The organism is Streptomyces aculeolatus (assembly GCF_020400605.1).
Classification (GTDB): domain Bacteria; phylum Actinomycetota; class Actinomycetes; order Streptomycetales; family Streptomycetaceae; genus Streptomyces; species Streptomyces aculeolatus.
In genome coordinates, this window is record NZ_JAINRD010000002.1 from 24,927 (window position 1) to 48,018 (window position 23,092).

A 23,092-nucleotide genomic window follows, 5' to 3' on the forward strand; every position below is an offset into this window, starting at 1 on the left:
GGGAAAGCAGTCGTCCGACAGAGGGGGCAAGCTCACAGGCGGATGACGACCAGGGCGATGTCGTCGGTGGCACCGGCAGGTGGGGTCAGGTCGTCCAGCAAGGCGCCGGCGAGCGCTTCGGGTTCGGTGCCCTGGTGCCGGATGAGGGAGGCGGCAAGCCGGTTCAGGCCGACGTCGATGTCCTCACGACGGCGTTCGATCAGCCCATCGGTATACAGCACGAGCGTGGCTCCCTCGCTGAACGGAACCTTGCTCTGGGGGCGGGGGATGTGCTCGGGGCGCGCGCCGAGAGGGGGGTCGGTGGCCTGGTCGAGGAACTCCACGGTGCCGTCGGGGTGCAGCAGCGCCGGCGGAGGGTGGCCCGCGCTGCTGTACGCGATGACGCGGTTGACGCCGTCGATGACGCACAGGACCGTCGTCGTCGACTCCGCACCGCTGACGGACCGGGCGTACAGACCGAGGACTTCCAGGGCCCGGGCGGGGCCGTCGTCGGAGACGCGGAAGGCGGCGCTGAGGGCGCTGCGCAGTTGGCCCATGACGCAGGCGGCGGCCAGGCCGTAGCCCACGACGTCCCCGACGGCCACCGCCGTACGGCCGTCGGGCAGTTCGACGAGGTCGTACCAGTCTCGTTGTACAGCATGGTTTCCAGCGCGGTCGCCCGGTCCTTGCCGCCCTGGGTACGGACGAGTTCGGTGATGTCCTCCTCCAGGTGCAGCAGCAGTGCCACCCGCCCATCCGCGTCGTAGACGGGGACGTTGACCGGGCTCCAGTAACGCTCCTCCCACACCCCGGGCCGGTCCGGGTCCTCCACGTCGTAGCGGTGAAGCGTCATGGCGTCGCGCTCCCCGGTGGCGGCCACCCACCGCAATGACCCCTGCAGCTTGCGCATGCCGGTGACCGCACGATTCTCCGGGTCATCCGGAAAGGCGTCAGACAGGTCGCGGCCCACCACCTGGTCACGAGTACGCCCCATGCTGCGCAGAAACGCCTCCCGGACCGACCGCCTCCACACGCCCATCGGCGACGCTGTGCGCCGTCTGCGGCCCGAGGCGGCGCCGCCCCACTGTGCTCATATCTCGACGACGGCAGTAAGTCGGTGGTGGGTCACTACCATCGAAAGATGGCGACGGAGCTGTGGCATATCACCGAGCGGGCACGCTGGGAAGCCGCCCGCCGGACCGGGGTGTACGAGCAGTCGACCCGCGGGCGCAGCCTGGCGGAGGAGGGCTACATCCACTGCTCGCTTCGGCACCAGCTCGCGCCGGTCGCGCGGGCGCTGTACGGCAGTCGGCCGGAGGAGGACCCGGTGGTGCTGGTCATCGACGCCGAGCGCCTGTCCGCGCCGGTGCGTTTCGAGGCGGCGGAGCCCGGCGGCGAGGAGTTCCCGCACGTATACGGCCCGATACCGGTGGGCGCGGTCCTCAGAGTCGAGCCCTGGACCGACCCCGGACAGCGGTGAGCGGCAATGGCCGTCCGACCGGGCAGGCCGCTGCTGCGGGCGTGGCCGGGCGGGCGGGCGTCCCACGGCGCAGTGGCCGGGCGTCGACCCCGGCTGCTCCGACGACCTGGGCGACATCGGCACCGGACCGGTCACCCGGCCCGACCACTGCCACTGGGCTTCTCCCGCCCGCGGCGAGAGCGCCTTCCGTGGACGCGCGTCAGCCTTCGGGCGGCGTCCAGCCCGGGTCGCGGCCGCTGAGCCCCACCACCCGGTCCAGCAGCGGTGCGTCCTCCGGCACCGTGACGGGCGGCCCGAACATCCCCTCCCGGGCGGGCCCGTCGGGCGTGGCTGCCACCAGTTCGTACGAGACGTGCAGCGCTTCCTCGTCCGGCTGGTAGTGCCGGCCGGTGGCGCGGGCGAGGTCCCAGCCGTGCAGGACCAGCTCGTTGAGGGCGACCCGGCCGGCCACCGCGCCCGGGAGGGTGACGCCGCCGGCCTGGGTGTCGCCCTCCCAGGCCGCCGGGTCGTTCCACGCGTCGGCGAGCTGGGGCAGCTCCCGGGCCAGTTCCTCGCGCCAGCCGGGGCCGAGGTCGGGGAGCGGCGCCGAGTTCGGGTCGGTGCCGGTGGTGGCGCCGAGGTCCTTGCGGGCCGCGTCGCGGAACGCGACCGTCAGGCCGATGAGGTGGCCCAGCAGGTGGCGTACGGCCATGCCCTCGCAGGGCGTGGGATCCTCCAGCCGGTCGTCGGGGATGTCGGCGGCGAGCCGGGCGAGGACTTCGGTCTGCGGGCCGAGGTCCGGGCGGGCGGGCGGTGCGGCGGGGCTTGCGTCGGTCATGCGGGGGTCCTTCCGTGGCGTACTTCCTCCACTGACTGTGACTCGCGCGGGGCCCGAAACTCATCGCCGACAGGCCCGTCCCCGAACCTTCGCCCAGCAGCCGGGTGCGGACCCTGCCGGGCCGGACGGAGGGGTGCTGCCACCGGCAGATGATCGACGCGGTGCGCTTGAGGCGCTCTCGATGCGGGCATGGCGGTTACGTAGCGTAGGACACCGCATGCAGGTCCCCGATCGAAGGTGGCGCTCGTGAAGTTCAGCTACGCCATGCTCCCCGACTATTCCGTGGCCGAGTCCTTGGATTCCATTCGATTAGCGGACGACCTGGGCTTTTATGCCTGTTACGCGGCCGACGAGACCTGGCACAAGGATCTGTGGCTGCTGTTCGCGGCGGCAGCCGGCCGTACCGAGCGGATTCGGCTCGGGCCGAGTGTGTCGCCGGTGACCTTGCGGGAGCCGACGCTGATCGCGCAGGCACTCGCCACCCTGGACGAGCTCACCGGCGGCCGCGCCGAAGGCGTGCTGTCCAGCGGCAACTTCGGACTGCTCGCCCAGTACCGGATCGACTGGGCTCGCACGAAGCCGCTGTCGCGCGTGAAGGAAGCGCTGCACGTGATGCGTACGTTCCTGGACGAGGGTGCCCTCTCCTACGAGGGCGAGTTCTTCTCCTACGACGGGCTCTTCACCTTCGCGCGGCCCGTGCAGGAACGCGTTCCGCTCAAGCTCGGCGCGATGCGCGGGCCCAAGTCCTTCGAGGCGGCCGGGGAGTTGTCGGACGGCTGCCATCACGCGCTGAGCTACACCCGCGAGGCGTACGAGTACGCGGTACGGCACATCCGCACCGGGGCCGAGCGTGCCGGCAAGGACTGGCGGTCGCTCGACATCGGGGCCTGGGTGGTCTTCGCGACCGGGCCCGACTCGGGGGTCGCCAAGGAGGCGGCGCGCAGCATGGTCGGCATCTACGCCTCTTCCATGCCCGAGGAGCAGCTGCTCCGCAACGGAGTCGACCCGGCGGAGTTGAAGCCGGCCATCGAGGCGATCGCCGCCGGAGACCTGGCCCGGGGCATCGAACTGACCTCGCCGCGGGTCGCCGAGCGGCTCTCCATCGCGGGTACGCCCGAGGAGTGCCGGGAGAAGATCCAGCGGGACATCGCACCCAGCGGTGTCAACCACATGATCTGCGCCGTCACCGACCGCACCATGGTCAAAGCCTTCACCGGCCGCGACCTCACCGAGGCGGCCGATGTGAACACGCAACTGCGGCTGATCAAGGAGCGGATCATGCCGGCCTTCACCTGACCCGGGATGCGCGCCACACCCGCCAGGTTCGCCTGTCCGGCTGCCCGAGCGGGAGACCGTCACCGGCAACTCCCAGGGTGTCCAGCTCGCCGAGCTGACCGGCCTGCTGCACCGGCAGGGCTGCACCAAGGGCAACGTGCCGGCCCACGTCAGGACAACCCGCTCAACCCGCGACTTCGCCGAAGCTCTGGGCTGCGCGCCGGTTCCCGAACAGGACGGTGATCAGTGCTTCGGGTGGCATGCTCCGGGGCCTGTCGCTCACCTGGCCGTCGCCGAGTTCGATGATCCGCCAGACTCCATCGGCCCGGATGGCGAGGTCCACCGTGACGAAGGGCAGGCCCAGGCCGGCGACCAGCGGCTCGACCGGCGCCAGGTCCACATCGTCGGGAGAAGGGCGGTCCGGCGTGTCCGGATGCGAGGTGACCAGGCGGCAAACCCCGTCCACCCACCAGGTGCGGACCTCGGCGCTGACGAACCGCTCGAAGCGGCGCAGGACGAACCCGCCGGCCATATCGTCGCCGCGAAGCTCCCGGAACCGGGTGGCGACGGCCCAGGCCGCGTCGGCGTCGGCGAGTTCGGGGATGAAAGCCGCTTCGTGCCAGTAGTGCTTCATCGACTTCACGTGGTCGCGCAGCACCGCGGGACCGGCTCCCAGCTCCGCTCTGGCCTGGTCGAATCCGGCGCGGTCGTCGCCGGCGGTCCAGACCGACGGCGGGGTCACCGTGCGAAGATCCGCGTACCAGCCCGGCAGTTCGTGTGCCCGCCGGAACTGCTCGGTGCCCGTCCGCAGAGTGATGCCCCGTCGCGCCAGAGCTGCGTCGAAGGCCGCATACCGCTCGGCACTCACCATCCAGCCCCGGTACACCGCTTCGCCCCCCTGCGGAACGCGGGCCACCGCGCGAGCGGCGCCCTCAGGGGCGACCAGTGCGTCGTGGTCAACGAGCGCGACTTCGATACCGGCCGCCCGCGCAGCCTCTGCCTCGGGAGCGAAGTGCTCATCCGGTCGCCGAGGTCGCAGCACGTCGGAAGGAATCAGCAGCATCATGCCCGCATCTTCGCGGCCCGACCAACCGACCACCATCTGTTTTGTGTTCGTCGAGGACGCCTTACGCACACGGGCCCGGCCTCCGCCGCAACGCCCGAGACCTCGTCGCCCCCTCGGCCTCAAGTGATCACAAACCGGGTCAGCGGGCGGTCCGGGCGCGGTGTCGGCGTACCGCGTCGCGGTTGGCGCACCGTTGGGAGCAGTAGCGCTGCCGCCCGGTGCGGGAGGTGTCGGCGAAGATCGTGGTGCACTCGGCCACGTCGCACCGCCGCAGGCGGTGCATGCCCCGTCCGCTCAGATGCAGCGCGGTGCCCACGGCGAACAGCGCCTGCAGTACGTCGCCGAGGGGCTGCCCCGCGTCGCGGTAGTGCAGGTGCCAGCCGGAGCCGGCGTGGTTGGTCATGCGCGGATAGGCGGCCGCCGCGGCCAGTATCCGGTTGAGCAGCTCGGCGCGCTCCTCGTCGTCGGCTGCGTCGACGACTTCCTCCCACGCGTCCAGCGCGGCGGCGGTTCGGCGGAGGTCCGCGGTCGTGGCCGGGCCGTCCACCGCCAGCCCCGCCGCGCGGCAGCGGTCGGCGAGCTCCGCGGCGCTCGCCGGGCGCCGGTTGGCGAGCGACGCGGCCAGGTTGACGGCGTCCGCTCCGTAAGGGTTGAGATGCACAAGACCATTACCGCACGGTGGGCGGCATGAAGCAACGCGTCGCACACACCGCGCCTGACGTATGGCGCTACCGATGGATCGTCCTGGGCACGGCCACCTTCACCCAGGCCGCCGCCGGCTTCTTCGTGCAGGGCATCGGATCCATGGGCATCCAGTTGCAGCGCGAGCTCGGTCTGAGTACGGCGGAGCTGGGCCTGCTGATCTCCGCAGCCCAATTCGTCCCCCTGGTGGGGCTGCTGGCGGCCGGCGAGCTGCTGGACCGCTACAACGAGCGCTCGGTCGTCGGCGTCGGCGCCATCGTGGTCGCGGGCGGCCTCGGGCTGGGGAGCTTCGCTCCGGGCTACGGCTGGCTGCTGGTGGTGCTGGTGATCGTCGGTGCCGGGTACAGCACCGTCCAACCCGGCGGCAGCAAGTCGGTGGCGTCCTGGTTCGACTCGTCGCAGCGCGGGTTCGCAATGGGCGTCCGGCAGGCCGGCCTCCCGCTGGGCGCCGCGCTCGCGGCGGCCGTCCTGCCGTTCCTCGCCGAGGCGCACGGCCGCCAGGCCGCGCTGCTGGCCGGCAGCCTCGTCGCCCTGCTCGGCGCCGTCGCCTTCCTGGTCCTGTACCGCCGGCCCCCCGGTTCGGACGTCCGGCGCCCGGCGGCGCGCGAGCCGCTGAGGGCGCAACTCGCCGCCCGGCTGCGGACGGCCCGCGAGCCGTCGATGGTGCGGATCATGTGCTCCGGGGTCAGCCTCATCTCGGTGCAGTACGGGGTGGCCGTCCTGACGGTCGTGTACCTCCACGACAGCGCCTCGCTCGGCGCCGGCGGCGCGGCGGCGGTGCTGGTGGCGGCCCAGGGCGCGGGCGTCGCCGGCCGCATCTGCCTCGCCGCGCTGAGCGACCGCGTACGCCGGGGCCGCCACGCCGTGGTCGCCGGCTGCATGGTCGCCGTCGTGCCGGGCATGGCGGTGCTGATGACGCCCGCGGGGCGTTCGCCCGGGGTGGCCGTCGTGGCGCTTGTCTGGCTCGGCTTCTTCGGGTTCGGCTGGTACGGGCCGTGGGTGGCCTCCGTGACCGAGTCGGCGCCGCCTGACCGTACGGGGTTCGCCCTGGGCCTGGCGATGTCCGCCAACCAGGTCGCCATCGTCGTCGTCCCGCCGCTGCTCGGCCTGCTGCGGGACCTGACCGGCAGCTTCACGCCGGCCTGGGCCCTGCTGGCCGTGATGACAACCGCGGCCCTCGCGATCACCGCCCGGGCACGTCCCCGGGACCGGGTCCTTCCAGGCGCATCGCCGGCCTCGCCTTGAAGCGGATCTCACGCCCGCTCGAAGGCCATGTCAACCGGGCACTCGTCGTGACCGTTCCATCAAAGCCGTGCCGGAACCCCCTCGAAGTGAACGAACGCAACCATGCCGACGCCGCCGGCGTCGTCATCCGGGGCGCCCAGGATCGGTGGGCCGGGACGACGTTGGGGTGGGCACGGGATGAAGCGCGCGACGGGGGCTCTGCTGGGGCTGGCCATCGGGGATGCCATGGGTTTCCCCACCGAGTTCAACACCTTCGCCCAGATCGAGGCGAAGTTCGGGCCGTGGCGCTCGCTCCCGCTGCCGGTCTCCTCGGGTACGGCCTACGTCACGGACGACACGCAGATGACGCTCGCCCTCGGCGAGGCGCTGCACACGGTGCTGGCCGACGGGCCGCTCACCGCCGGGCGCATGGAGCCGCCGGTGCGGGCGCACTTCCTGAGCTGGTACCACTCGCCGGAGAACAACAGGGCCCCCGGGGGCACCTGCCTGCGCGCGTGCGAGGCGCTGGAGCAGGGCGGGGCCTGGCAGCGGGCCAGCGTGGTGGGATCCAAGGGCTGCGGGGCGAACATGCGGGTCGCACCGCTCGGCCTGATCCCCGGGTTGAGCGGAGAACAGCGCTCCGGCGCGGCCCAGTTGCAGTCGGGCCTCACCCACGGGCACCCCACCGCGCTGGCGGCCAGCGACGTGACCGCGCACACCGTCCACCTGCTGGCCCAGGGCACGGCCCCGCAGGAGCTGCTGCCGCTGCTGCGGGCCTACGCGGAGGCGAACCGGGCGGTGTACCGGGCCGACTGGCTGGGCGACCTGGCCGAGCACGCCCAGGACCCTGACCGGATCTCCTTCATCTCCCGCGGCTGGGACGAGTGCCTGGCCGTCCTGGACCGGGTCGGGGCCGCGCTGCCGGACGCCGATCCGGACGCCGACCCCTGCCTGGCCACCGGCGAGGGGTGGATCGCCGAGGAGGCTTTCGCGACCGCGCTGTTCTGCTTCCTCCAGCACCCCGACGACCCGGCGGCCGCCGTGCGCCGCGGCGCCTACTCCTGCGGGGACTCCGACTCGATCGCCGCGCTGGCCGGGGCGTTCGCCGGCGCGTGCCACGGGGCGGCGGCCTGGCCGCCGGAGTGGGTCGAGGTCATCGAGTACCGCGAGCGGCTGCTGGCGCTCGGCGCGGCCTGGGATCAGTAGCTCGCCGCAGCGCCGGATCCCCCCAGGCGTCGTGAACCGGCCGAAGCCGGCGAAGGCGCCGTCGAGGAGCGGCAGGCTGTGGGGGTACGCGAGCGGGGAGTCGGCCCTCCTTGGTCGCGGTGCTCATGAGTGCTGTTCTTCCTTCTGCGCGCCGGCCGGCCCCGTGGCCGACTGGGCGGGGATCTCCGCGGGAGCGGCGAGCAGGTCGGTGATGTGTTCCCTCGCCCGCCGGAGCCGGGAGTCGTCCAGTTCGAAGGTGGGGCTGGCGTGCAGACCCGGCTTGCCGGCCGTGTCGGGGTGCGGATTCCGGTAGATCCGCTGGGCGAGGTCGCGCAGCTCCAGCATCAGCGGCACCGCCTTCTCCATCTCGCGCGGCTTCCCGTCGAAGACCCTCTCGAAGAGCACGAGCAGCCGGGCGTAGGTGTCGTTGAAGTCCTCGACCGCCCGATGGATCTCCGGGTACGGCGCGAAGTGCGCCGACTTCGCCCCCGGATCGATCGGGTACGCGTCCTGCCAGGTGACGTCGACCAGCGGGCCGCTCGGCTGCGTACGCGGCAGGTCGTGGGGCCCGTAGCTGCGGCCCGTGACGATTTCGTTGAAGCGGAAGTAGTGGGCCACCTGCCGCTGTTCGCCGAAGATCTTGTCGTCGCTGTCCCAGATCGAGTCCTGGGCCCCCTCGCCCTGCTCGCTGATCACCTCGATGGCGAGCAGGGCGCTCTTGAGATCGGTGATGCGGAAGGTCTCGCCGCCGGAGTTGTAGAAGTCCTCAGGGCCCACCTGCTCTGCGGGGTCGCCGGTGAAGATGGTCTGCCCCGTGCCCCGGGCGGCCTCCTCCAGGGTGACGATGCCGCGCCTGATCGCTTCGTAGAACTGTCCGATCGAGGTCCAGCCGGTCTCGTCCGGATTCGACGGAACGAAGGAGTGGGGGCGCTCGATGAGCAGGAAGGTCTCCAGCGCCCCCGGGGAGAAGTGCTGGAGCGCGATGGGCGGAAGGCTCGCGTCGCCGAAGGGCAGCCGGGCCGGGTATCCGGGGGTGAGCTTCCCCATGTCAGGGGTGCCGCCGACCGCGTTCAGCAGGTTGCCCGCGAGCGTCATGTGCAGCATCTCCTCCAGGAGGACGCTGCGGATCACCTCGCACGCGTAGGCGTTGGTGCCCGGCACGATGGAGTACAGGCCCGACATGTAGACGGGGATCGTCAGGTGCTCGATCTCCACCGCGGCCTGGAGGTACGTCTTCAGCTCGGGCAGGTCCTTCGGCGGCCGGTACTCCTTGGCCGCCAGGTCGTACATCGTGGTCACTGCGCCACCTCCTGGGTGCGGGCTGCGCGCGGGCCCGCGACGGTGACCGGCTGGTGCAGCTCGGCCAGGTCGCGGTGGATGCGCTCGGCGCTGCGCAGGGCCAGCGCCGCCATCGTGAGTGTCGGGTTGCTGGTGCCGACCGACGGCATCGAGCCGCAGCCGACGGCGAAGAGGTTGGGGTGGTCGTGGGTGCGCTGGTAGGTGTCGACGACGGATGTGGCCCGCTCTGCACCCATGACGTGCGTACCGGCTCCGTGTCCCGCCCCGTGGTACACGAGGTCCAGCTCCTCCAGCACGCCGTCGGGGGAGTGGCGGTAGTGCCCCAGCGGATAACTCCCGTCGGCCTGCGCCCCGTACGAGCTGCGGTCGGTCGCCCCCAGCAGCTTGAAGATCTCCAGCGCGGCGAGTCGCGCGGCGTACATCCCGTCCCTGACGTGCTTGGCCAGGTCGTAGTGGATGATCGGGCGGGGGTTGCCCATGGCGTCGCGGTGGCGGCTCGGGTCGATGGTGACCCGGTTGGCGGGGTCGGCGTGCTGCTCTACGGCGATCTGGAGTTGCACCTGCCGGTTGAGGTGCGAGCCGAGCGCGCTGCGCAGGGCAGGGCCGTAGCGCCCGTCGGGGTTCACCTCTCCGTCGGAGTCCCCGCCGAGGCCGAGCATCCCGCTCACGCTGCTCATCGGGGCTCCCGTGGCCCAGCCCCAGCCCCAGTTGCCGATCTCGACCCGGAAGGGCGCCCGCTGCCTGCGGCCCTCCGCGGTGCGGAAGCACTCCAGTCCCGAGGTGTGGCCCGGGCCCCGGTACGGGCCGACCGGCATCTCCGGCGGCGTCTCGGCCCAGGCCAGCAGGGTGGGGTGGTCCATGAGGTGCTTGCCCACGTTGCCGCTGCTGTTGGCCATGTGCGAGGCGAGCAGCAGGACCGCGTTCTCGATGGCGTGCGCGGCCAGCACCACGACGTCGGCCTCGGCACGGTACGCCCGGCTCGCGGGTGTCGCCGGATCGCCGTACTCGCGGAACTCCACACCCCGCACGGTGTTCCCGCGCCCCGGCAGCACGCGGCTGACGACGCAGCGCGTCGCGATCTCCACCGTGCCGGTGAAGTCCTGCTGGAGGCGGAGCGGCGAGGACTTCGCCTGTACGGGGCAGACGGGCACGCAGCTGGCGTTGCCCACGCAGCGCTCGCCGAAGTTGGGCACACCGACCGCACCGCGCGGCTTGTAGGTGCTGCCGTCGGCGGTCGGGTAGGCGGCGTTGGGGGTGCTGTTGCGGGCTTGCGGCAGCCCGTACACCTGGAGCCGGTACTCCCGGTTCCCGGCGACCTTGTCGACGACCGTCCTGGTGTCGAGCTTCTTGTGGAAGACCTTGTCCTGGTAGCTCGGCGGGATCTGCTCCATCGGGTACTCGTGGTCCGCGGGCACGGTGCCGAGCCGGTGCTGCTCACGGCTTTCGCCCGCCGTGCCGAGCAGGTGCTCGGCGTCGCGCAGGTGCTGCTCCAGGTCGGCGGCGCCCAGCGGCCAGTCCAGGCCGTAGTGGTAGGCCGTCCGCGTCGAGAAGTCCTCGGGGAACATCCTGGGGACGGCGCCCAGCCAGTGCATGCCCGCGCCCCCGAGGGCACGCAGGTAGTCGGTGCCGTAGGGCAGTGGTCCGGTCTGGAGGAAGTGGCCGGTGGCGCGGTAGCCGTCGGGGTTCCCGGGGCCGCCGGGGCTCAGGTCCAGGACGTCGGGGGAGGGGGCCGCGCGATTGGGCCGGTACGCGGAGTTGGGCACCTTGGCGACGGCGGACGAGAAGGTGCGTACGGAGTCCTGGTAGTCCACCCAGTTGTCGGTGCCGCCGTTGCCTGCCTCCAGCACCAGCACGCGCCAGTTCTTCCTGCCCAGGTGGCGGGCGACGAGGCTGCCCGCCCAGCCGCTGCCCACGACGATCGCGTCGTAGTGGCGGCCGTCGACGGCAGCGCCGGTCGTGTGGACGCTCATCGGTCACTCACCTGCTTCCGGGGAGGTCTCCCGCACGGGATGGGACGAGGCGGGCGGTACGGCGGAGGGGGAGACGGCCCGGGAGCTGCGCGGCCCGGGCAGCAGGTGGGCCGGCGTACTCCCACCGCTTTCTCCGGCCGAGCCGTACGAGCCGGCGTCGTACGCCACGGCGCCGCCGGGGCCCGCGTCCTCCGCGGCGATCCGGGCGGCCAGTTCCGCCTCGGTGGGAAGCACGGGCGGTTCATCCCCCCAGGTTCCGAAGCCCGGGGGTTTCGCGCCCGCCGGGTGGCCGCCGAAGGCGCGCCACACCAACCCCTCGGGATAGCTTTCCGGCGACGCCACGAACTCCTGGTTCGGCCGGTCCCGGCGCAGCTCCGCGTGGGCGGCCGGGGCGATGCGGGGGAACGCACCGGTGTACCAGAGGTAGATCAGCGCGCGCGCCAACTCCCGCTCCAGGGCGGGGAGCCGGGACGGGCCGAGGCCGCCTTGGTGGGCCTCTTCCCAGACGCCGAGGAAGGCGTCGAGGCTCCGGTGGCCGATCTCCCGGCCTGCGGTGTCGAAGTAGAGCTGCGCCATGCCGGTGCTGCGCAGCTCGTACGCGGTGAACCCGGTGAGCGGCACGCACAGCCTCACGAAGCGGTCGAGGGGGGCGGGGCCGGCGCTGTGCGCGGCGGCCTCGTGATCAGTCATGCGAACCCCTTACCGAGGGGACTGTGAGGTCTGGCATGTGGGGGATCTCCTTCCGCACCGGGCAGTGCGCCTCCGCCGGATGCCAGGTGTCTGCCACATGCACGCGTCGCAGCAAACGCACGAACCGAGAAGCCGGCGAGGGGGAAGTGGACCCGCGCGGCGACCGATCCTCCGGGCGGCGCGGCGAGAGAAACGGTTCTCCGCCCTGGGCTCAACGCCCCTGTCAGGAAGGGGATTTCATCACTGCGGGGGAGAGTTCGGACGACTGAACGCGCACGCCGGCCGCGGTCACCGCACAAGCGCGGGCGCGGAACGTGACGGAGCCCGGGAGCATGTCCAGCTCCCGGGCTCCAGCTTGCCGCCCATTTGCGCACACCGACGGCGTTTAAGAGTCGCGGATCATGTTGAGATCGACGTGTTCTGCCTTTGAACTACAGCGCCATGAGAGAGGCGCCGGAGGGACTTGAACCCCCATCCGTCGATGTTCGCCCACGCTCGGTCGATCCGGTGTTCGGCGGCGAATACTGAGACTGGAGCGAGAATCTGAGTTTCACGGGGCCGCCTCTGCCAGGCTTGGGCCACCCCCGCAGGTGGTGCGGGGAGAGGGATTCGAACCCCCAACTGACACCCCTCATCAGCTTCGACATCAGTTTCAGCTTGCGCTCATCGCGCACCCTCCGCTCGCGACGGAGGGCGTATGTGGCGGCTACCCGAAGAGGTAGCCGAATACCGCGTCGCCGACCCGCTGGTCGGTGACATCGGTGTTGTTCGCCTCCTCGCGGGCGAACTTGACGGACTGCTGGAGCTTCTCGACGCGGTCGAGGAGCTCGTTGACCCGCCGGGCGGGCAGCGCGCCGGAGAACTTCACCGTGGTCCAGTAACCGACCGGGACGTCCTCGTAGTACACCTCGACCTGCGCCGGGTGCTTCTCGGTGGCCTCGGCCTTCACGTGGTTGCGCGGAACCTTCTTCGTGCGGATGGTGCGCACCGGGTCCGTCTTCCACGAGTCCGTCGAGGGGTCCAGGCTCCACGACTCGGAGGCGTCGAGCACCGGCAGCTTGCGCACGAAGGTGTGCAGGTCGGTGAGCTGCTTCTCCAGGAACAGCAGGTACGGGACGGGCACCTGGGGCAACAGCACCGTACCGTCGACCACCACGTCCGCGACCGCGGACCGGTTCGCCCAGTCCTTCGTCGCGGTCACGTCGAAGAGCCGTGTCAGCGTCCCGGCGGTCGCCCGCAGCGCGTCCTCGGCCTTGACCTGCACCCGCGTGGACTCGGGCGGCAGCTGCTCGCCCTCCTCGTCCTTGGGCTGGTAGGTCCGGGAGATGCCGGCCAGCAGGGCGGGCTTCTGCACGTCCTGGTGAACCTGGGTGAGCTCCTGGAGGGCCTTGGACTTGACGCCCTTTTCGACTGCGATGATCTGATTCAGCTTCGGCACACGGCAAACCTAACAACCCCGTGCCGCACGCACATCCGATTAAGCACCCTGGCCGACACCTGAGCCCGCGGGGGCGAGGAAGTGGGTCGGTTTTGCGTCCGTAGCGACGATGGAGGCGTCGGCAGCCGGCGAGCCAGGGGCGCCGGGAGGCGGCACAGGAGCGTCATACGACGCGGTGGTGCTGGCGGGAGGGCGCGCCGAGCGCTTGAACGGAGCGGACAAGCCGAGGGTGTCCGTCGGCGGTACGCCGTTGCTCGACCGGTCGATCGAGGGCGCGGGCCGGGGCGGGGTTCGCTCCGGCCCGCGCTCGTGGGGGCCTACGGGGGCCATTCCTCGGTGGGGATCCGCGACTGTCCGTGCGGACGCGGCATCAGGTCTGCGATCCCCTGACGGTCCCTGACATCGCCGGGACGGGCCTAGAGATCCTTGGCGCGTTCGATGAGTGCGAGTGCGGTGTCCTCGACCGCGTCGTAACGGTCCGGGTAGGCCGAGACCTGGACGCTCTGCGCGACCTGGCCCGCGGACATGCCCGGGTTGTTCGCCGCCACCTTGATGGCGGGGGTGAAGAACGCGTGGGACGCGTACGACACGTCCATGATCTGTTCGGGAGTTCCCCAGCCCTGCGACGGGCGCTGCTGGAACACTCCGAGCGAGTCGCGGTCGCCGCAGTCCAGGTTGTTCATGTTGGACTCGACCACGCCCGCCTCGAAGCCGGCGAGCATCACGCGGTCGCTGACGCCGAGTTCGATGCCGGTCCGGTAGACGATCCTGAGTACCTCGGGGTCCGGCTCGGCCGGCACCGAGCAGCCGCCGCCGTCGTCACCGCCGCCCTCGCCGAGAAGGCTCTGCCAGGTCTGGGGGCCGACGACGCCGTCGGCGGAAAGGCCCTTGGTGCTCTGGAAGTCGGTGACCGCGGAGGCGGTCGCCGGGCCGAACTCGCCGTCCACGGCGAGCCCGTAGCCGAACTTGTTCAGTGCCGTCTGCGCCGCCGAGACCGCGTCGCCGCTGTCGCCCTCGCGGACGGTGGCGATCAGGCCGGGCCAGGTCTCCGAGCCGATGACGCCGTCCGCGCCGTAGCCCTTGGACTGCTGGAACGTGAGCACGGTGTTCTCGGTCGCCGGGCCGAACTCGCCGTCCACGGCGATGTCGTAGCCGCGGTCGCGCAGCAGGTACTGGGCGGTGGAGACGTTCGCACCGGTCGAGCCGTTCTGGAGGACCGGCCAGGCCGGGGCGGCGGTGGCCGACTGGACGACGGCGAGTGACACCAGCAGCGCCGCGGCGCACGCGGCGGCGATCGCGGCCCACCAACGGGGGGTCACCCGCTGTGTGGTCGTTGTTGGGTTCAACGGGACTCCCCGTGGATTCGGTGGATGGGTGGGGGGTGGAGGGGTGCATCGACCGGTGCCCGTGCCGAGTGGGGGGCGGGACGGACACCACGACGCCGGGGGCCCGGGCGGGCGGTCGCGGTGAGCTGTGCGCCCGGGCCCCGGCACGCCGCTACTCGATGCAGCCGCCCGTAGGCAGAGCACCCGGCGCAGGCGGGGTGGATCCGTCGTAGACCGGGCCGAGGAGGGCGCCGGGGCAGCGGTTCGCGCCGCCCGCCGCGATCTCCACGTGCAGGTGCGGGCCGGTGGAGTTGCCGGTGCTGCCCGACAGCCCGATCTGGGTGCCGGCGTCGACCCGGACGCCGGAGCCGGCCCCGTGCGCGGAGAAGTGGCAGTAGAGGTACGTGGCGCCGTCGTCGCCGACGACCTGGTAGCCGAGTCCGCACCGGCTGTTGTTGATCTGGTTCGCCACGCCGGAGGTGATCGAGTACACCGGGGTCCCGGTGCCCACCGGCAGGTCCAGTGCGGCGTAGTCGTGGTGCGGCACGTCGTAGTAGCCGCGGGACAGGGCGTCGCGCGGGATGGGCAGCGAGTAGTTGCCGCCCCCGCCGCCGTTCTCCCCGATCAGGTTCTGCCAGGTGTCCGGGCCGACGATCCCGTCGACGGCCAGGCCCCTGGAGCTCTGGTACGAGGTGACGGCGGCGGCCGTGCCCGCGCCGAACTCCCCGTCCACGGCGAGCCCGTAGCCGAACTTGTTCAGCGCGGACTGGGCCGCGGCGACCGCGGGGCCGCTGTCGCCCTGCCGCACCGTGATGACGAGGCCCGGCCAGGTCTGCTGGCCGATGATTCCGTCCGCCCCGTAGCCCTTGGACTGCTGGAAGGCGACCACGGCGCCCTCGGTCGCCGGGCCGAAGGCGCTGTCGGCGGCGATGTCGTAGCCGTGACCGCGCAGCAGGTACTGGGCCGCGGCCACGTTCGACCCGGACGAACCGTTGCTGAGCACCGGCCAGGCCGGAGCGGCGGTGGCCGACTGGGCGAGGCCGAGGGAGGCCATCAGCGTCGCGCACACCGCGGCGACGACCACCCATGCACGTCTGACTTTTGTTCCTGAAGGCAACCCGACTCCCCGTATCTGGGAACATGTGGGCGCCGAACGTAGCAACGAAAAATCCGGCAGGCATCGGGCGTTCGACCGACAGGCGGCAGGACCATGACATGTCATCCCGTGCGCGGCACCGGCAGGTGAGGTGGCCGGCTTGTCGTCACTCCCCCCACGCAGCGACCCGTCCGGCGACCCGCAGAGCAGTGTCGAGGCGCGGTTCACGGCGTCCGCCCGGCGACTGGCGCCTCCGGTGCGCGGTGTCGCGCTCGTCGTCATCAGCGTCTTCGGCCTGCTCTCCGTGCCCGACGGGGCCCTGCCGCTGGGAATCGCCCTGTTCTGCCTGGTGCTCGCGGGGGCCGCGGCGGACTGCCGGACGGGGCTCACCGGGCGGGGCGCGGCGGTGTCGCTGGTGTTCGCCGTCCTGCGCGTGGCGGCGGTCTGCGCGACACAGGAGTGGACCGGCGGGCCGCAGAACCCGTGGGCGCTGAACCTGCTGACCACCACCGCGATCACGCTGCAGTGGGAGTGGTCCCTTCCGGTCGCCGTGCCGGTCACGGCCGGGCTGCTCGCGGTCGACCTGGTGGCGGCCGACCTGGCCGGCGCCGATCCGGCGTGGCCGGGGTCCGGTCCGGCCGGCACCGTGATACCCCGGCTGGTGTTCGAGTGCCTGCTGGCGCGCCTCGGGTACGTACTGCTGCGCCGGTCCGGCAGACGGGTGGACGAGATACGGGAACGCCGGTCGGCACTGGCGCGCGCGGAGGCGGTGTCACTGGCGCGGAAACGGCAGGAGCGCGAGTATCTGGCGCTCCTCCACGACACGGCCGCGGCCACCTTCCTGATGGTGGCGGCGCGGGCGGACGACGCGGACCCGGCGCGGATCGCCGAGTACGCCCGGCACGACCTCGCGGTGCTCACCGGCGCGGCGGGCGGGGCGACCACCCAGGACAGCCCCGTGGAGCTCACGGCCTCCCTGCGCGCGGTCGTCGACCGCCGCCGGCCCGCCGTGGACATGAGCGGGGAGGACACCCTGCTGGTCCCGGCCTCGGTGGCACTCGCCTTCGTCCGTGCGGTGCGCGAGGCGCTGCGGAACGTCGAGCGGCACGCCGGGGTGGACGCCGCGGAACTACGCGTACGCAGCGAAGGCGACCGGGTCGTCGTCCTGGTGGCCGACCGCGGAGCGGGCTTCCGGCCGGACCGCGTGGCGCGCTCCCGCCGCGGGATCCGGGGCTCGGTGGTCGAGCGGATGGCCGCCGTCGGCGGCGCCGCCGCGATCATCTCGCACCCCGGCGCGGGCACCACCGTCAGGCTGGTGTGGCCCGGTGACGGGTGAACCGCGGGCGGCGGACGACGGCTCGGGTGTGCCGGCCGCCGGGGAGAAGCGGCCAGCGGCCGCGGGTGAGCCGCGGGCGGCGGGCGATCACGTCCACGCGACGATGCGGATCGTCCTGGTCTGCGCCACCGGCGTCCTGCAACTCGGCCTGAGCCTGCACCCCGTGCTCGTACAGGACTGTCGCCACCGGTGGCTCGCGGTGGCCGCGTTCGCCGCGCTGGCCGGCGTCACCGCGGTCTGCTGCGGGTGGGTGCTGCGCCGCCGACCGCTGCCCGGGGCGCTCGTGGCAGCCGGTACGGCGGTGGTGCTGGCGGCGTCGTTCTGCGCCGCGGTGGCGCTCGGCCCGGAACGGCGGTTCGGCCCGGCCGACTGGTCGTTCGGCCTGGTGGGGTGGCATCTGCTGCTGCTCCTGCTGGACCGGGTCCGGGTCCTGGTCACGGTGCTGGCCGCCCATCTGGCGGCGAGCATGGGGATGTTCCTGTCGGCGGGCGTACCGGACCGCTCCGCCCTCGGTGCGGCCGGCGCCGCCGCGTTCGCCGCCGTCAACGTCCAGCTGGCCGTCATCGTGATCACGCGGGTGCTCCAGCAGCAGACCCGCGAGGCGGCACCGGCGACCGCCGAACGGGACCACCTGCTGACCAAGGTGCTGACGGCACAGCAGTGGGAGCAGCACCAGCACAGCGCGTTCGCGGGGCAGTTGGGCTCGACGCTGCCGCTGCTCGCGGGCCTGGCCGACGGCGAACTCGATCCGCGCGACCCCGACACCCAGCGGCGCTGCGCACTGGCCGCGACGCAGTTGCGGCGGCTGTTCGCCGAGAACGACGAGGTTCCCGACCCGCTGGTGCACGAGGTCACCGCGTGCGTGGACACGGCCGAACGGCGCGGCGTGGACGTGTCGTTCGCGGTGAGCGGCGCGGCCGTGCCGGTGCCCGCGCAGGTGCGTCGCGAGCTGACCGGCCCGGTGATCGCGGCATTGTCGGCGGCGCGGAGTCGTGCCAGGGTGAGCGTGCTGCGCACCGACGAGGAGGTACGGGTCGCAGTGGTGGCCGACGCCGCTGCCGACGTGGCCGCCGCCGCCACCGCCCGGGTCCGGGTCGAGTACGGCGTCTACGGGGACCACCTGAGGCTGGAGGCGGGATGGCGCACGCGCCAGGGCTGAGCGCGGTCATCGTCGACGACCATCCCGCGGTACGCGCCGGGGTCGCCCAGTGGTTGACCACCGGCACCCCGCCGATCCGGGTCGCCGCCTCGGGCGACGACGTCCGGGTCGCGTGGACCGGCGAGGGCGCCACCGCCGACGTGGTCATCCTCGACCTGCACCTGGGCGGGCCGGCTCCGGCCGTCAACGACCTGCGCCGGCTGACCGAGGCCGGGCGGCGGGTCGTCGTCTACTCGATGCGCGCGGCCGACGACATCGCCCTGCAGTGCCTGGAGTTGGGCGCGCTGAGCTATCTGACGAAGGCGGAGGGCGCCGCGCACCTCCAGGAGGCCGCCGCCGCCGCGGCCTCCGGCCGCGCGTTCACACCGCCGTCGCTGGCGGGCGCACTCGCCGGCGACCGGTCCACGGGCCGGCCGTCGCTCTCGGCGCGCGAGACCGAGGTACTGATCGAGTGGTTCCAGTCCGAGTCCAAGGACTTCGTGGGTCAACGCCTGGGCATCTCGCCGCGCACCGTCAACACCCATCTCGAACACATCCGGATCAAGTACGCGATGAGCGGCCGGGAGGCCCCCACCAAGGCGGCGCTCCTGGCCCGGGCCATCCAGGACGGCCTGGTCCGGGTCGACGACCTCTGAGGCGGGGCGGGCACCTCGTTCGTCGGTCATCCCTTCTCCTGCGGCGTGGGGGCGGGGGCGGTCACGGTGAGCGTCACGGGGTTGGAGTCGACCTGCTCGCCGCCGATGACGGCGTGCGCGGTGAGCACGGCCTCGCCGGCGCCGACCGCCGCGACCGTGCCGTCGCGGGCGACGGCGGCGACGGCCGGATCGGAGCTGGTGTAGGTGACGGTCACGGGGTCGGTGGTGCGGTTGTCGGTGTTCAGCGCCAGGTCGTCGCCGGTGACCCTGACCTCGGCCGGGTCCATGGCGGCGGTGTCGAGGCGCATGTTGAACCCCGCGTCGTAGGTGTTGCGCGCGACGGTCACGTCGTCGGCTCCGTCGAAGGTGAACAGCGGCTCGGTGTGGCCGTCCGGCGGTGCGTCCGTGGTGAGGGCGGCGGTGTCCCCGACGGCCAGCGGCTCCTGCGGGCCGCTGAGCCGCAGGTGCGCGTACCGCTGGATGCGGTTGTGGCGGAACGTCAGGTCGCCGACGCTGCGCCCCGCGACCACGGTGCCGCCGGTGAGGTTGAAGTCGTTGTCCTCGACGAGGACGCCCCGGTGCACCGGCTGCCCGGGGACGACGTCCCGGTTAGTGGGATCGAGGAAGACGACCGGGCTCGCGGGCCGGTCGAAGATGTTCCGGCGGATGGTGATGTCCCGTACCGGCCCGGACTCGTACCACTGGTGGGCGTCGGAGGAGATGTAGATGCTGGCCATGCTCATGCCGTCGAAGCGGTTGTCCTCGATCAGCACCGGGCGGCGGGTCGTGACGAGGATCCCCCGGGTGGGTACCGACCGGAAGGTGTTGCCGGTGATCTCGACCTTCGGCGTGTAGGCGGTGTTCTCGGCGACGTAGCCGTCCGGAGCGGCGAGCACGCCGGCCGGAAGGGGCCGGTCGACCTCCACGGTCATCGTGCGCAGGTACGTGTCCGGATCCGCGCCGGCCGGTACGCCCTCGCCGGTCGGCCCCTGCACCGAGACCACCGTGGCGGTCGCCCCCGGCACCGGCAGCATGGTGCGCTTGTCGACCAGTTCGAGGGAGTCGCCCGGGTAGAACTGGGGGAATCCGGCGGTCTCCGGGTGCATGTAGCGCAGTTGCAGCCTGTTCCGCTCCGCGGCGGTGACCTGGAGGTACGTGCCGTGCACGTTGATCGGGTCGTCCTGCGGGTTGTCGAAGACGCAGTCGGTGACCCGGACGGTGCCCTTGACCCCCGACATCTGGATGTGGTCGGCGAAGCCGGAGGTGACGCGCCCGGTGCGGCGGTCGGCCTTGAAGGCGACGGAATCGACGGTGATGTCCTCGCTGAACTGGCCCACCAGGCCGAAGCCGTGGAGGTAGCCGAGCCTGAGGTGGTCGACGGTGACGCGCGCGGACTCCCAGAACAGCGCGCCCGGGGTGTCCCTCGTGGTCTCACGCATCTGGTAGACGCGGCCGCGGTCGGCGGGCGGGTCGGCGTGGTCGTAGGCGATGCGCAGCCGGTCGCCGCCGAGATCGGTGATCCCGGCGACGTCCTCGAAGACGGGGTTGGCCGCGCGCCACGTCTTCCTGGTCGCCGGGTCGTGGACCTGGGAGTAGTTGAACGAGTTCGTGCCGGTCCAGTACGGCTCTCCGGTCGCCGGGCTGCGCTCGCCGTACCAGCGCACCGACGTCCCCTCGACCGCGTAGTCGTAGGTCGCGGGGATGTCGACGATCCGGTACGCCCGGCCGTCGCTCACTCCGGTCCCGGAGACCGTGATGTCGACGGTCTTGGGGGCCGCCCAGTCCTGTGAGAAGCCGGTGAAGCGCACGTCGGTGGAGCGGATCGCGGCGAACACCGTCTGGTAGCCGTGGTTGACGATGGTCGAGCCGCCGCCGTCGACCACGACGTCGTGCATGTCCTCGATGAGGATGCCGATGTTCTTCGTCTTGTACGTCTGGTCGGTGCCGACCGTGTTGCTGACGTACAGCTCCCGCTTGGGGGTCTTCTCCGGCCACAGCTGGTACGTGCCGGTGGGGAAGCGGATGGTGGTGGGGCCTTCGACGGTCTTCGCGTGGGCGACGGCCGCACCGACCGCCGCCGCCGAGTCGGCCCTGCCGGCGGGGTCCGCACCGAAGTCGGTGACGTCGACGACCGTGCGGCCGGCGTCGTCGACCGCGGCCGTGTCCGCCGGGGCTCCGGGAGCGGCGGGGGACCGGGCCGGATGTGACGGGCCGTCGGCCACGGCGGGGGAGGGGGCCGTCAGGAGTGCCGCCAGAACACACACCGCGGCGGCTCCGGTGAGGGTGCGTCTGCGGCGGTGGGGCGGCACGGCGCGCAGCGGCATGGGTTTCACGACGTCTTCTCCCTTGGCGGCGAAGGGGCTTCGGGCGGGGAACTGTGCAACCGCGGGCCTGATGGACGGGCACAGGACAGCATTCATCCGATCAGAGGAGGGATGTTTGCGTAGCCAGCCCGGAGGATGGTGGCAGTGACCTGTCGGGGCGTCAACAGTGCGCGCGAGAATATCCGCTGGCCGGGGAGGCGATCAGCGGGTGCGGGGGGTGCTGTACGCCGGTGGGCCGCGTCGGGCAGAGATGGGATGTATCGACCGCAAGTGAGGAGGTCACCGTGTCCGGGGCGCCTTCTTGAGGACCTCGAACACGGCCAGGTAGTTGTTGCCGCCGTAGCCCTCCGCGACCGCCTGTGCGGCGATCTCCTGCATCAGCCGCGGCTGCCCGGTGTGCACGCCCTGCTCCTCGGAGGTGCGGGTGATGTGTTCGAGCGCGTTCAGGTTCATCTCCAGGGTGCCGAGGTCTCCGGGGTACGTGCCCTCGTCCAGGCCCGGAGCCTCCTCGGCGACCATCGGGCCCAGCACGGTCGGCATGAACCAGCCGACGGCCAGCTCGGCGAACTCCACCGCCGAGACCCCGGCCGTGCCGACCATGGCGGTGGCGTGCAGATACCCGTTCATGGTGGCGTACATCATCTCCAGCAGCGCGGTGTTGTACAGCACCGCCAGCTCGGGCTCGGAGCCGAGGTACCGGGGGTCGCCCATGCCCGCCAGCGTCGCCCGGTGCTCGTCGAACACGTCCCGCGAACCGCTGTAGAGGAAGACGGATCCGGGCTGCCCGACCAGCGGGGGCGGCACCATGATCGCGCCGTCCAGGTACGCGATGCCGTGCTCGGCCGCCCAGGCGACGGCCGCGCGCGCCTCCTTCGGCGTACCCGAGTTGAGGTTCACCAGGACGCGGCCCTTCAAGGCGTCCCGCGCGGAGTCGAAGACGTCGTACATGGTCCCGTAGTCCTTGAGGCACATGATCGTGACCGGGCTCGCGGACGCCGCTTCGGCGACGCTCCCCGCCCGGTGGACGCCGTTGGCGACGAGGCCGTCGGCCTTCTCGGGGGTGCGGTTCCAGACGGTCGTGGTGTGGCCGCGATCCGCCAGGGCCCCGGCGAGGGCGAGCCCCATGGGGCCGAGGCCGACGACGGTGACGGGTGCGTGCTGCGTGCTTGCTGATCGGCTGTTCGTCATGCGGACTAGAGTGCTGTCTCACATCGATGTGAGAGTCAATCGGACGTGGTGGTCGTCACATGCGCATGGGGGAGTTCTCCCGGCGGACCGGGGTCAGCCAGCGGCTTCTGCGCTATTACGAGGAGCAGGGGCTGCTCAGGCCGGCACGCCGGCCGAGCGGGTACCGCGAGTTCGCGGAAGAGGACGTGGCCACCGTCCGGGGTATCCGCATCCTGCTCGGCGCCGGCCTCAACACCGCCACGATCGCCGAGTTGCTGCCCTGCATGGTCGACGACGGGAAGGTCCTCGCGCCGGGCTGTCCCGGCATGCTGCCCGACCTGAAGCGGGAGCGCGACCGCATCGACGGGGCCGTCGCGGGCCTGCTGGCCGCACGCAGCACGCTCGATGCCGTCATCGCCGCCACCGTGCCGGACGGGGCCGGCGACCCGGACGCCTGCTACGCGGCCGGCTCCGCGTAGGAGCGCCCGGGCCGGCTGCCGGCTGTGGACGCCCGGCGCGGGCCGGGTGGCGGCTACCCCGAGCCGGGTATCTGCATCCACGACGACCTCTGAGATAGGCCAGGGCGGCCTTCCAGGCCAGGCCTTTGCGGTAGGCCCCGGCGGCCGCCTCGGGCCTCGGCGTCGGACGAGCGTCGGCATCACCCAAAGCGTGGCCGAGTTGCCGCAGTACAGCGCGCACTTGAGCAAGCGCGGGACCGATGACGTACCCACTCGCGTGAAGATCCCCCTCATGCCCGCGGCGGCCGGTGTCGCGGCGGGCCGGGCGAGCTGGACAGTGGTGCATATTAGACTTAGTCGAACTAATCAGTCTAAATAGCATAACTATGCGTAAAATTCAATAAGGCACCTCTTGTTGACCCACGTCACATGCGATGCGACAGTCA

At 72.0% G+C, this 23,092-nt stretch carries 20 protein-coding genes and 1 pseudogene; 9 read left to right on the forward strand and 12 right to left on the reverse strand.

Annotated features, from left to right (window positions below):
* Positions 1-32: 32 nt before the first annotated feature.
* Positions 33-997 (reverse strand): annotated as a pseudogene (locus LG396_RS04390) (SpoIIE family protein phosphatase); the annotation flags it as partial.
* A gap of 123 nt (positions 998-1,120) precedes the next feature.
* Here LG396_RS04390 and LG396_RS04395 point away from each other — a divergent pair.
* Positions 1,121-1,459, forward strand: a complete 339-nt coding sequence (locus tag LG396_RS04395) for a DUF952 domain-containing protein (RefSeq protein ID WP_199850253.1) — start codon at positions 1,121-1,123, stop codon at positions 1,457-1,459.
* A 199-nt stretch (positions 1,460-1,658) separates the two neighbouring features.
* Here the strand turns inward: LG396_RS04395 and LG396_RS04400 are convergent, their stop codons facing one another.
* The gene (locus tag LG396_RS04400) at positions 1,659-2,276 is read right to left on the reverse strand and encodes a TIGR03086 family metal-binding protein (protein ID WP_225793660.1); all 618 of its coding nucleotides are present in this window, start codon (positions 2,274-2,276) and stop codon (positions 1,659-1,661) included.
* Positions 2,277-2,522: 246 nt separating this feature from the next.
* Between LG396_RS04400 and LG396_RS04405 the strand changes: the two genes are divergently transcribed.
* Positions 2,523-3,572 carry an LLM class flavin-dependent oxidoreductase gene (locus tag LG396_RS04405; RefSeq protein ID WP_225793661.1) on the forward strand — a complete coding sequence of 350 codons (1,050 nt, stop codon included), beginning with the start codon at positions 2,523-2,525 and terminating at the stop codon, positions 3,570-3,572.
* Between the two features lie 163 nt (positions 3,573-3,735).
* Here LG396_RS04405 and LG396_RS04410 read toward each other — a convergent pair whose 3' ends face one another.
* Positions 3,736-4,653 carry an ATP-grasp domain-containing protein gene (locus LG396_RS04410; RefSeq protein WP_225794004.1) on the reverse strand — a complete coding sequence of 306 codons (918 nt, stop codon included), beginning with the start codon at positions 4,651-4,653 and terminating at the stop codon, positions 3,736-3,738.
* Between the two features lie 103 nt (positions 4,654-4,756).
* Complete coding sequence (locus LG396_RS04415; protein WP_225793662.1) at positions 4,757-5,278, reverse strand: CGNR zinc finger domain-containing protein; 522 nt, start codon at positions 5,276-5,278, stop codon at positions 4,757-4,759.
* Positions 5,279-5,304: 26 nt separating this feature from the next.
* On the opposite strand from LG396_RS04415, the gene LG396_RS04420 reads away from it, so the two are divergent.
* Positions 5,305-6,564, forward strand: coding sequence for an MFS transporter (locus LG396_RS04420; protein WP_225793663.1), 1,260 nt, complete (start codon positions 5,305-5,307; stop codon positions 6,562-6,564).
* Positions 6,565-6,741: 177 nt separating this feature from the next.
* Positions 6,742-7,749, forward strand: a complete 1,008-nt coding sequence (locus LG396_RS04425) for an ADP-ribosylglycohydrolase family protein (protein WP_225793664.1) — start codon at positions 6,742-6,744, stop codon at positions 7,747-7,749.
* Positions 7,750-7,872: 123 nt separating this feature from the next.
* On the opposite strand, the gene LG396_RS04430 is transcribed toward LG396_RS04425, so the two are convergent.
* From LG396_RS04430 to LG396_RS04445, 4 genes are all read right to left on the reverse strand, one after another.
* Positions 7,873-9,039, reverse strand: coding sequence for a ferritin-like domain-containing protein (locus LG396_RS04430; RefSeq protein ID WP_225794005.1), 1,167 nt, complete (start codon positions 9,037-9,039; stop codon positions 7,873-7,875).
* 5 nt (positions 9,040-9,044) lie between these two features.
* Positions 9,045-11,018: a GMC oxidoreductase gene (locus LG396_RS04435; RefSeq protein WP_225793665.1), complete on the reverse strand. Its 1,974-nt coding sequence runs from the start codon at positions 11,016-11,018 to the stop codon at positions 9,045-9,047.
* A gap of 3 nt (positions 11,019-11,021) precedes the next feature.
* Positions 11,022-11,708, reverse strand: coding sequence for a hypothetical protein (locus tag LG396_RS04440; protein ID WP_225793666.1), 687 nt, complete (start codon positions 11,706-11,708; stop codon positions 11,022-11,024).
* A gap of 706 nt (positions 11,709-12,414) precedes the next feature.
* A complete protein-coding gene (locus LG396_RS04445; RefSeq protein ID WP_018837920.1) occupies positions 12,415-13,146 on the reverse strand; it encodes a DUF7873 family protein in 732 nt (243 codons plus the stop codon).
* Between the two features lie 109 nt (positions 13,147-13,255).
* Here LG396_RS04445 and LG396_RS39115 point away from each other — a divergent pair, with 109 nt between their 5' ends.
* Complete coding sequence (locus LG396_RS39115) at positions 13,256-13,546, forward strand: NTP transferase domain-containing protein (protein ID WP_263978718.1); 291 nt, start codon at positions 13,256-13,258, stop codon at positions 13,544-13,546.
* 16 nt (positions 13,547-13,562) lie between these two features.
* Here LG396_RS39115 and LG396_RS04455 read toward each other — a convergent pair whose 3' ends face one another.
* Together LG396_RS04455 and LG396_RS04460 are read right to left on the reverse strand one after the other, a co-directional pair.
* Positions 13,563-14,465 (reverse strand): peptidoglycan-binding domain-containing protein, encoded by a 903-nt coding sequence (locus LG396_RS04455; protein WP_443729172.1) that lies wholly within the window; start codon positions 14,463-14,465, stop codon positions 13,563-13,565.
* Positions 14,466-14,643: 178 nt separating this feature from the next.
* Entirely contained in the window at positions 14,644-15,555 is a 912-nt protein-coding gene (locus LG396_RS04460) for a peptidoglycan-binding protein (protein WP_225793668.1), read from the reverse strand.
* Positions 15,556-15,727: 172 nt separating this feature from the next.
* On the opposite strand from LG396_RS04460, the gene LG396_RS04465 reads away from it, so the two are divergent.
* The 3 genes from LG396_RS04465 to LG396_RS04475 are packed head-to-tail and all read left to right on the forward strand — an operon-like array spanning position 15,728 to position 18,697.
* Positions 15,728-16,903 (forward strand): sensor histidine kinase, encoded by a 1,176-nt coding sequence (locus LG396_RS04465; protein ID WP_225793669.1) that lies wholly within the window; start codon positions 15,728-15,730, stop codon positions 16,901-16,903.
* Entirely contained in the window at positions 16,893-18,062 is a 1,170-nt protein-coding gene (locus tag LG396_RS04470) for a hypothetical protein (protein WP_225793670.1), read from the forward strand. Before LG396_RS04465 ends, LG396_RS04470 begins: the two co-directional genes overlap by 11 nt.
* Complete coding sequence (locus tag LG396_RS04475; RefSeq protein ID WP_037745021.1) at positions 18,041-18,697, forward strand: response regulator; 657 nt, start codon at positions 18,041-18,043, stop codon at positions 18,695-18,697. Before LG396_RS04470 ends, LG396_RS04475 begins: the two co-directional genes overlap by 22 nt.
* 26 nt (positions 18,698-18,723) lie before the next feature.
* On the opposite strand, the gene LG396_RS04480 is transcribed toward LG396_RS04475, so the two are convergent.
* A complete protein-coding gene (locus LG396_RS04480) occupies positions 18,724-21,021 on the reverse strand; it encodes a right-handed parallel beta-helix repeat-containing protein (protein ID WP_225794006.1) in 2,298 nt (765 codons plus the stop codon).
* A 279-nt stretch (positions 21,022-21,300) separates the two neighbouring features.
* Positions 21,301-22,209, reverse strand: coding sequence for an NAD(P)-dependent oxidoreductase (locus LG396_RS04485; RefSeq protein ID WP_225793671.1), 909 nt, complete (start codon positions 22,207-22,209; stop codon positions 21,301-21,303).
* Between the two features lie 59 nt (positions 22,210-22,268).
* On the opposite strand from LG396_RS04485, the gene LG396_RS04490 reads away from it, so the two are divergent.
* Complete coding sequence (locus LG396_RS04490; RefSeq protein WP_225793672.1) at positions 22,269-22,667, forward strand: MerR family transcriptional regulator; 399 nt, start codon at positions 22,269-22,271, stop codon at positions 22,665-22,667.
* Positions 22,668-23,092 lie beyond the last annotated feature (425 nt).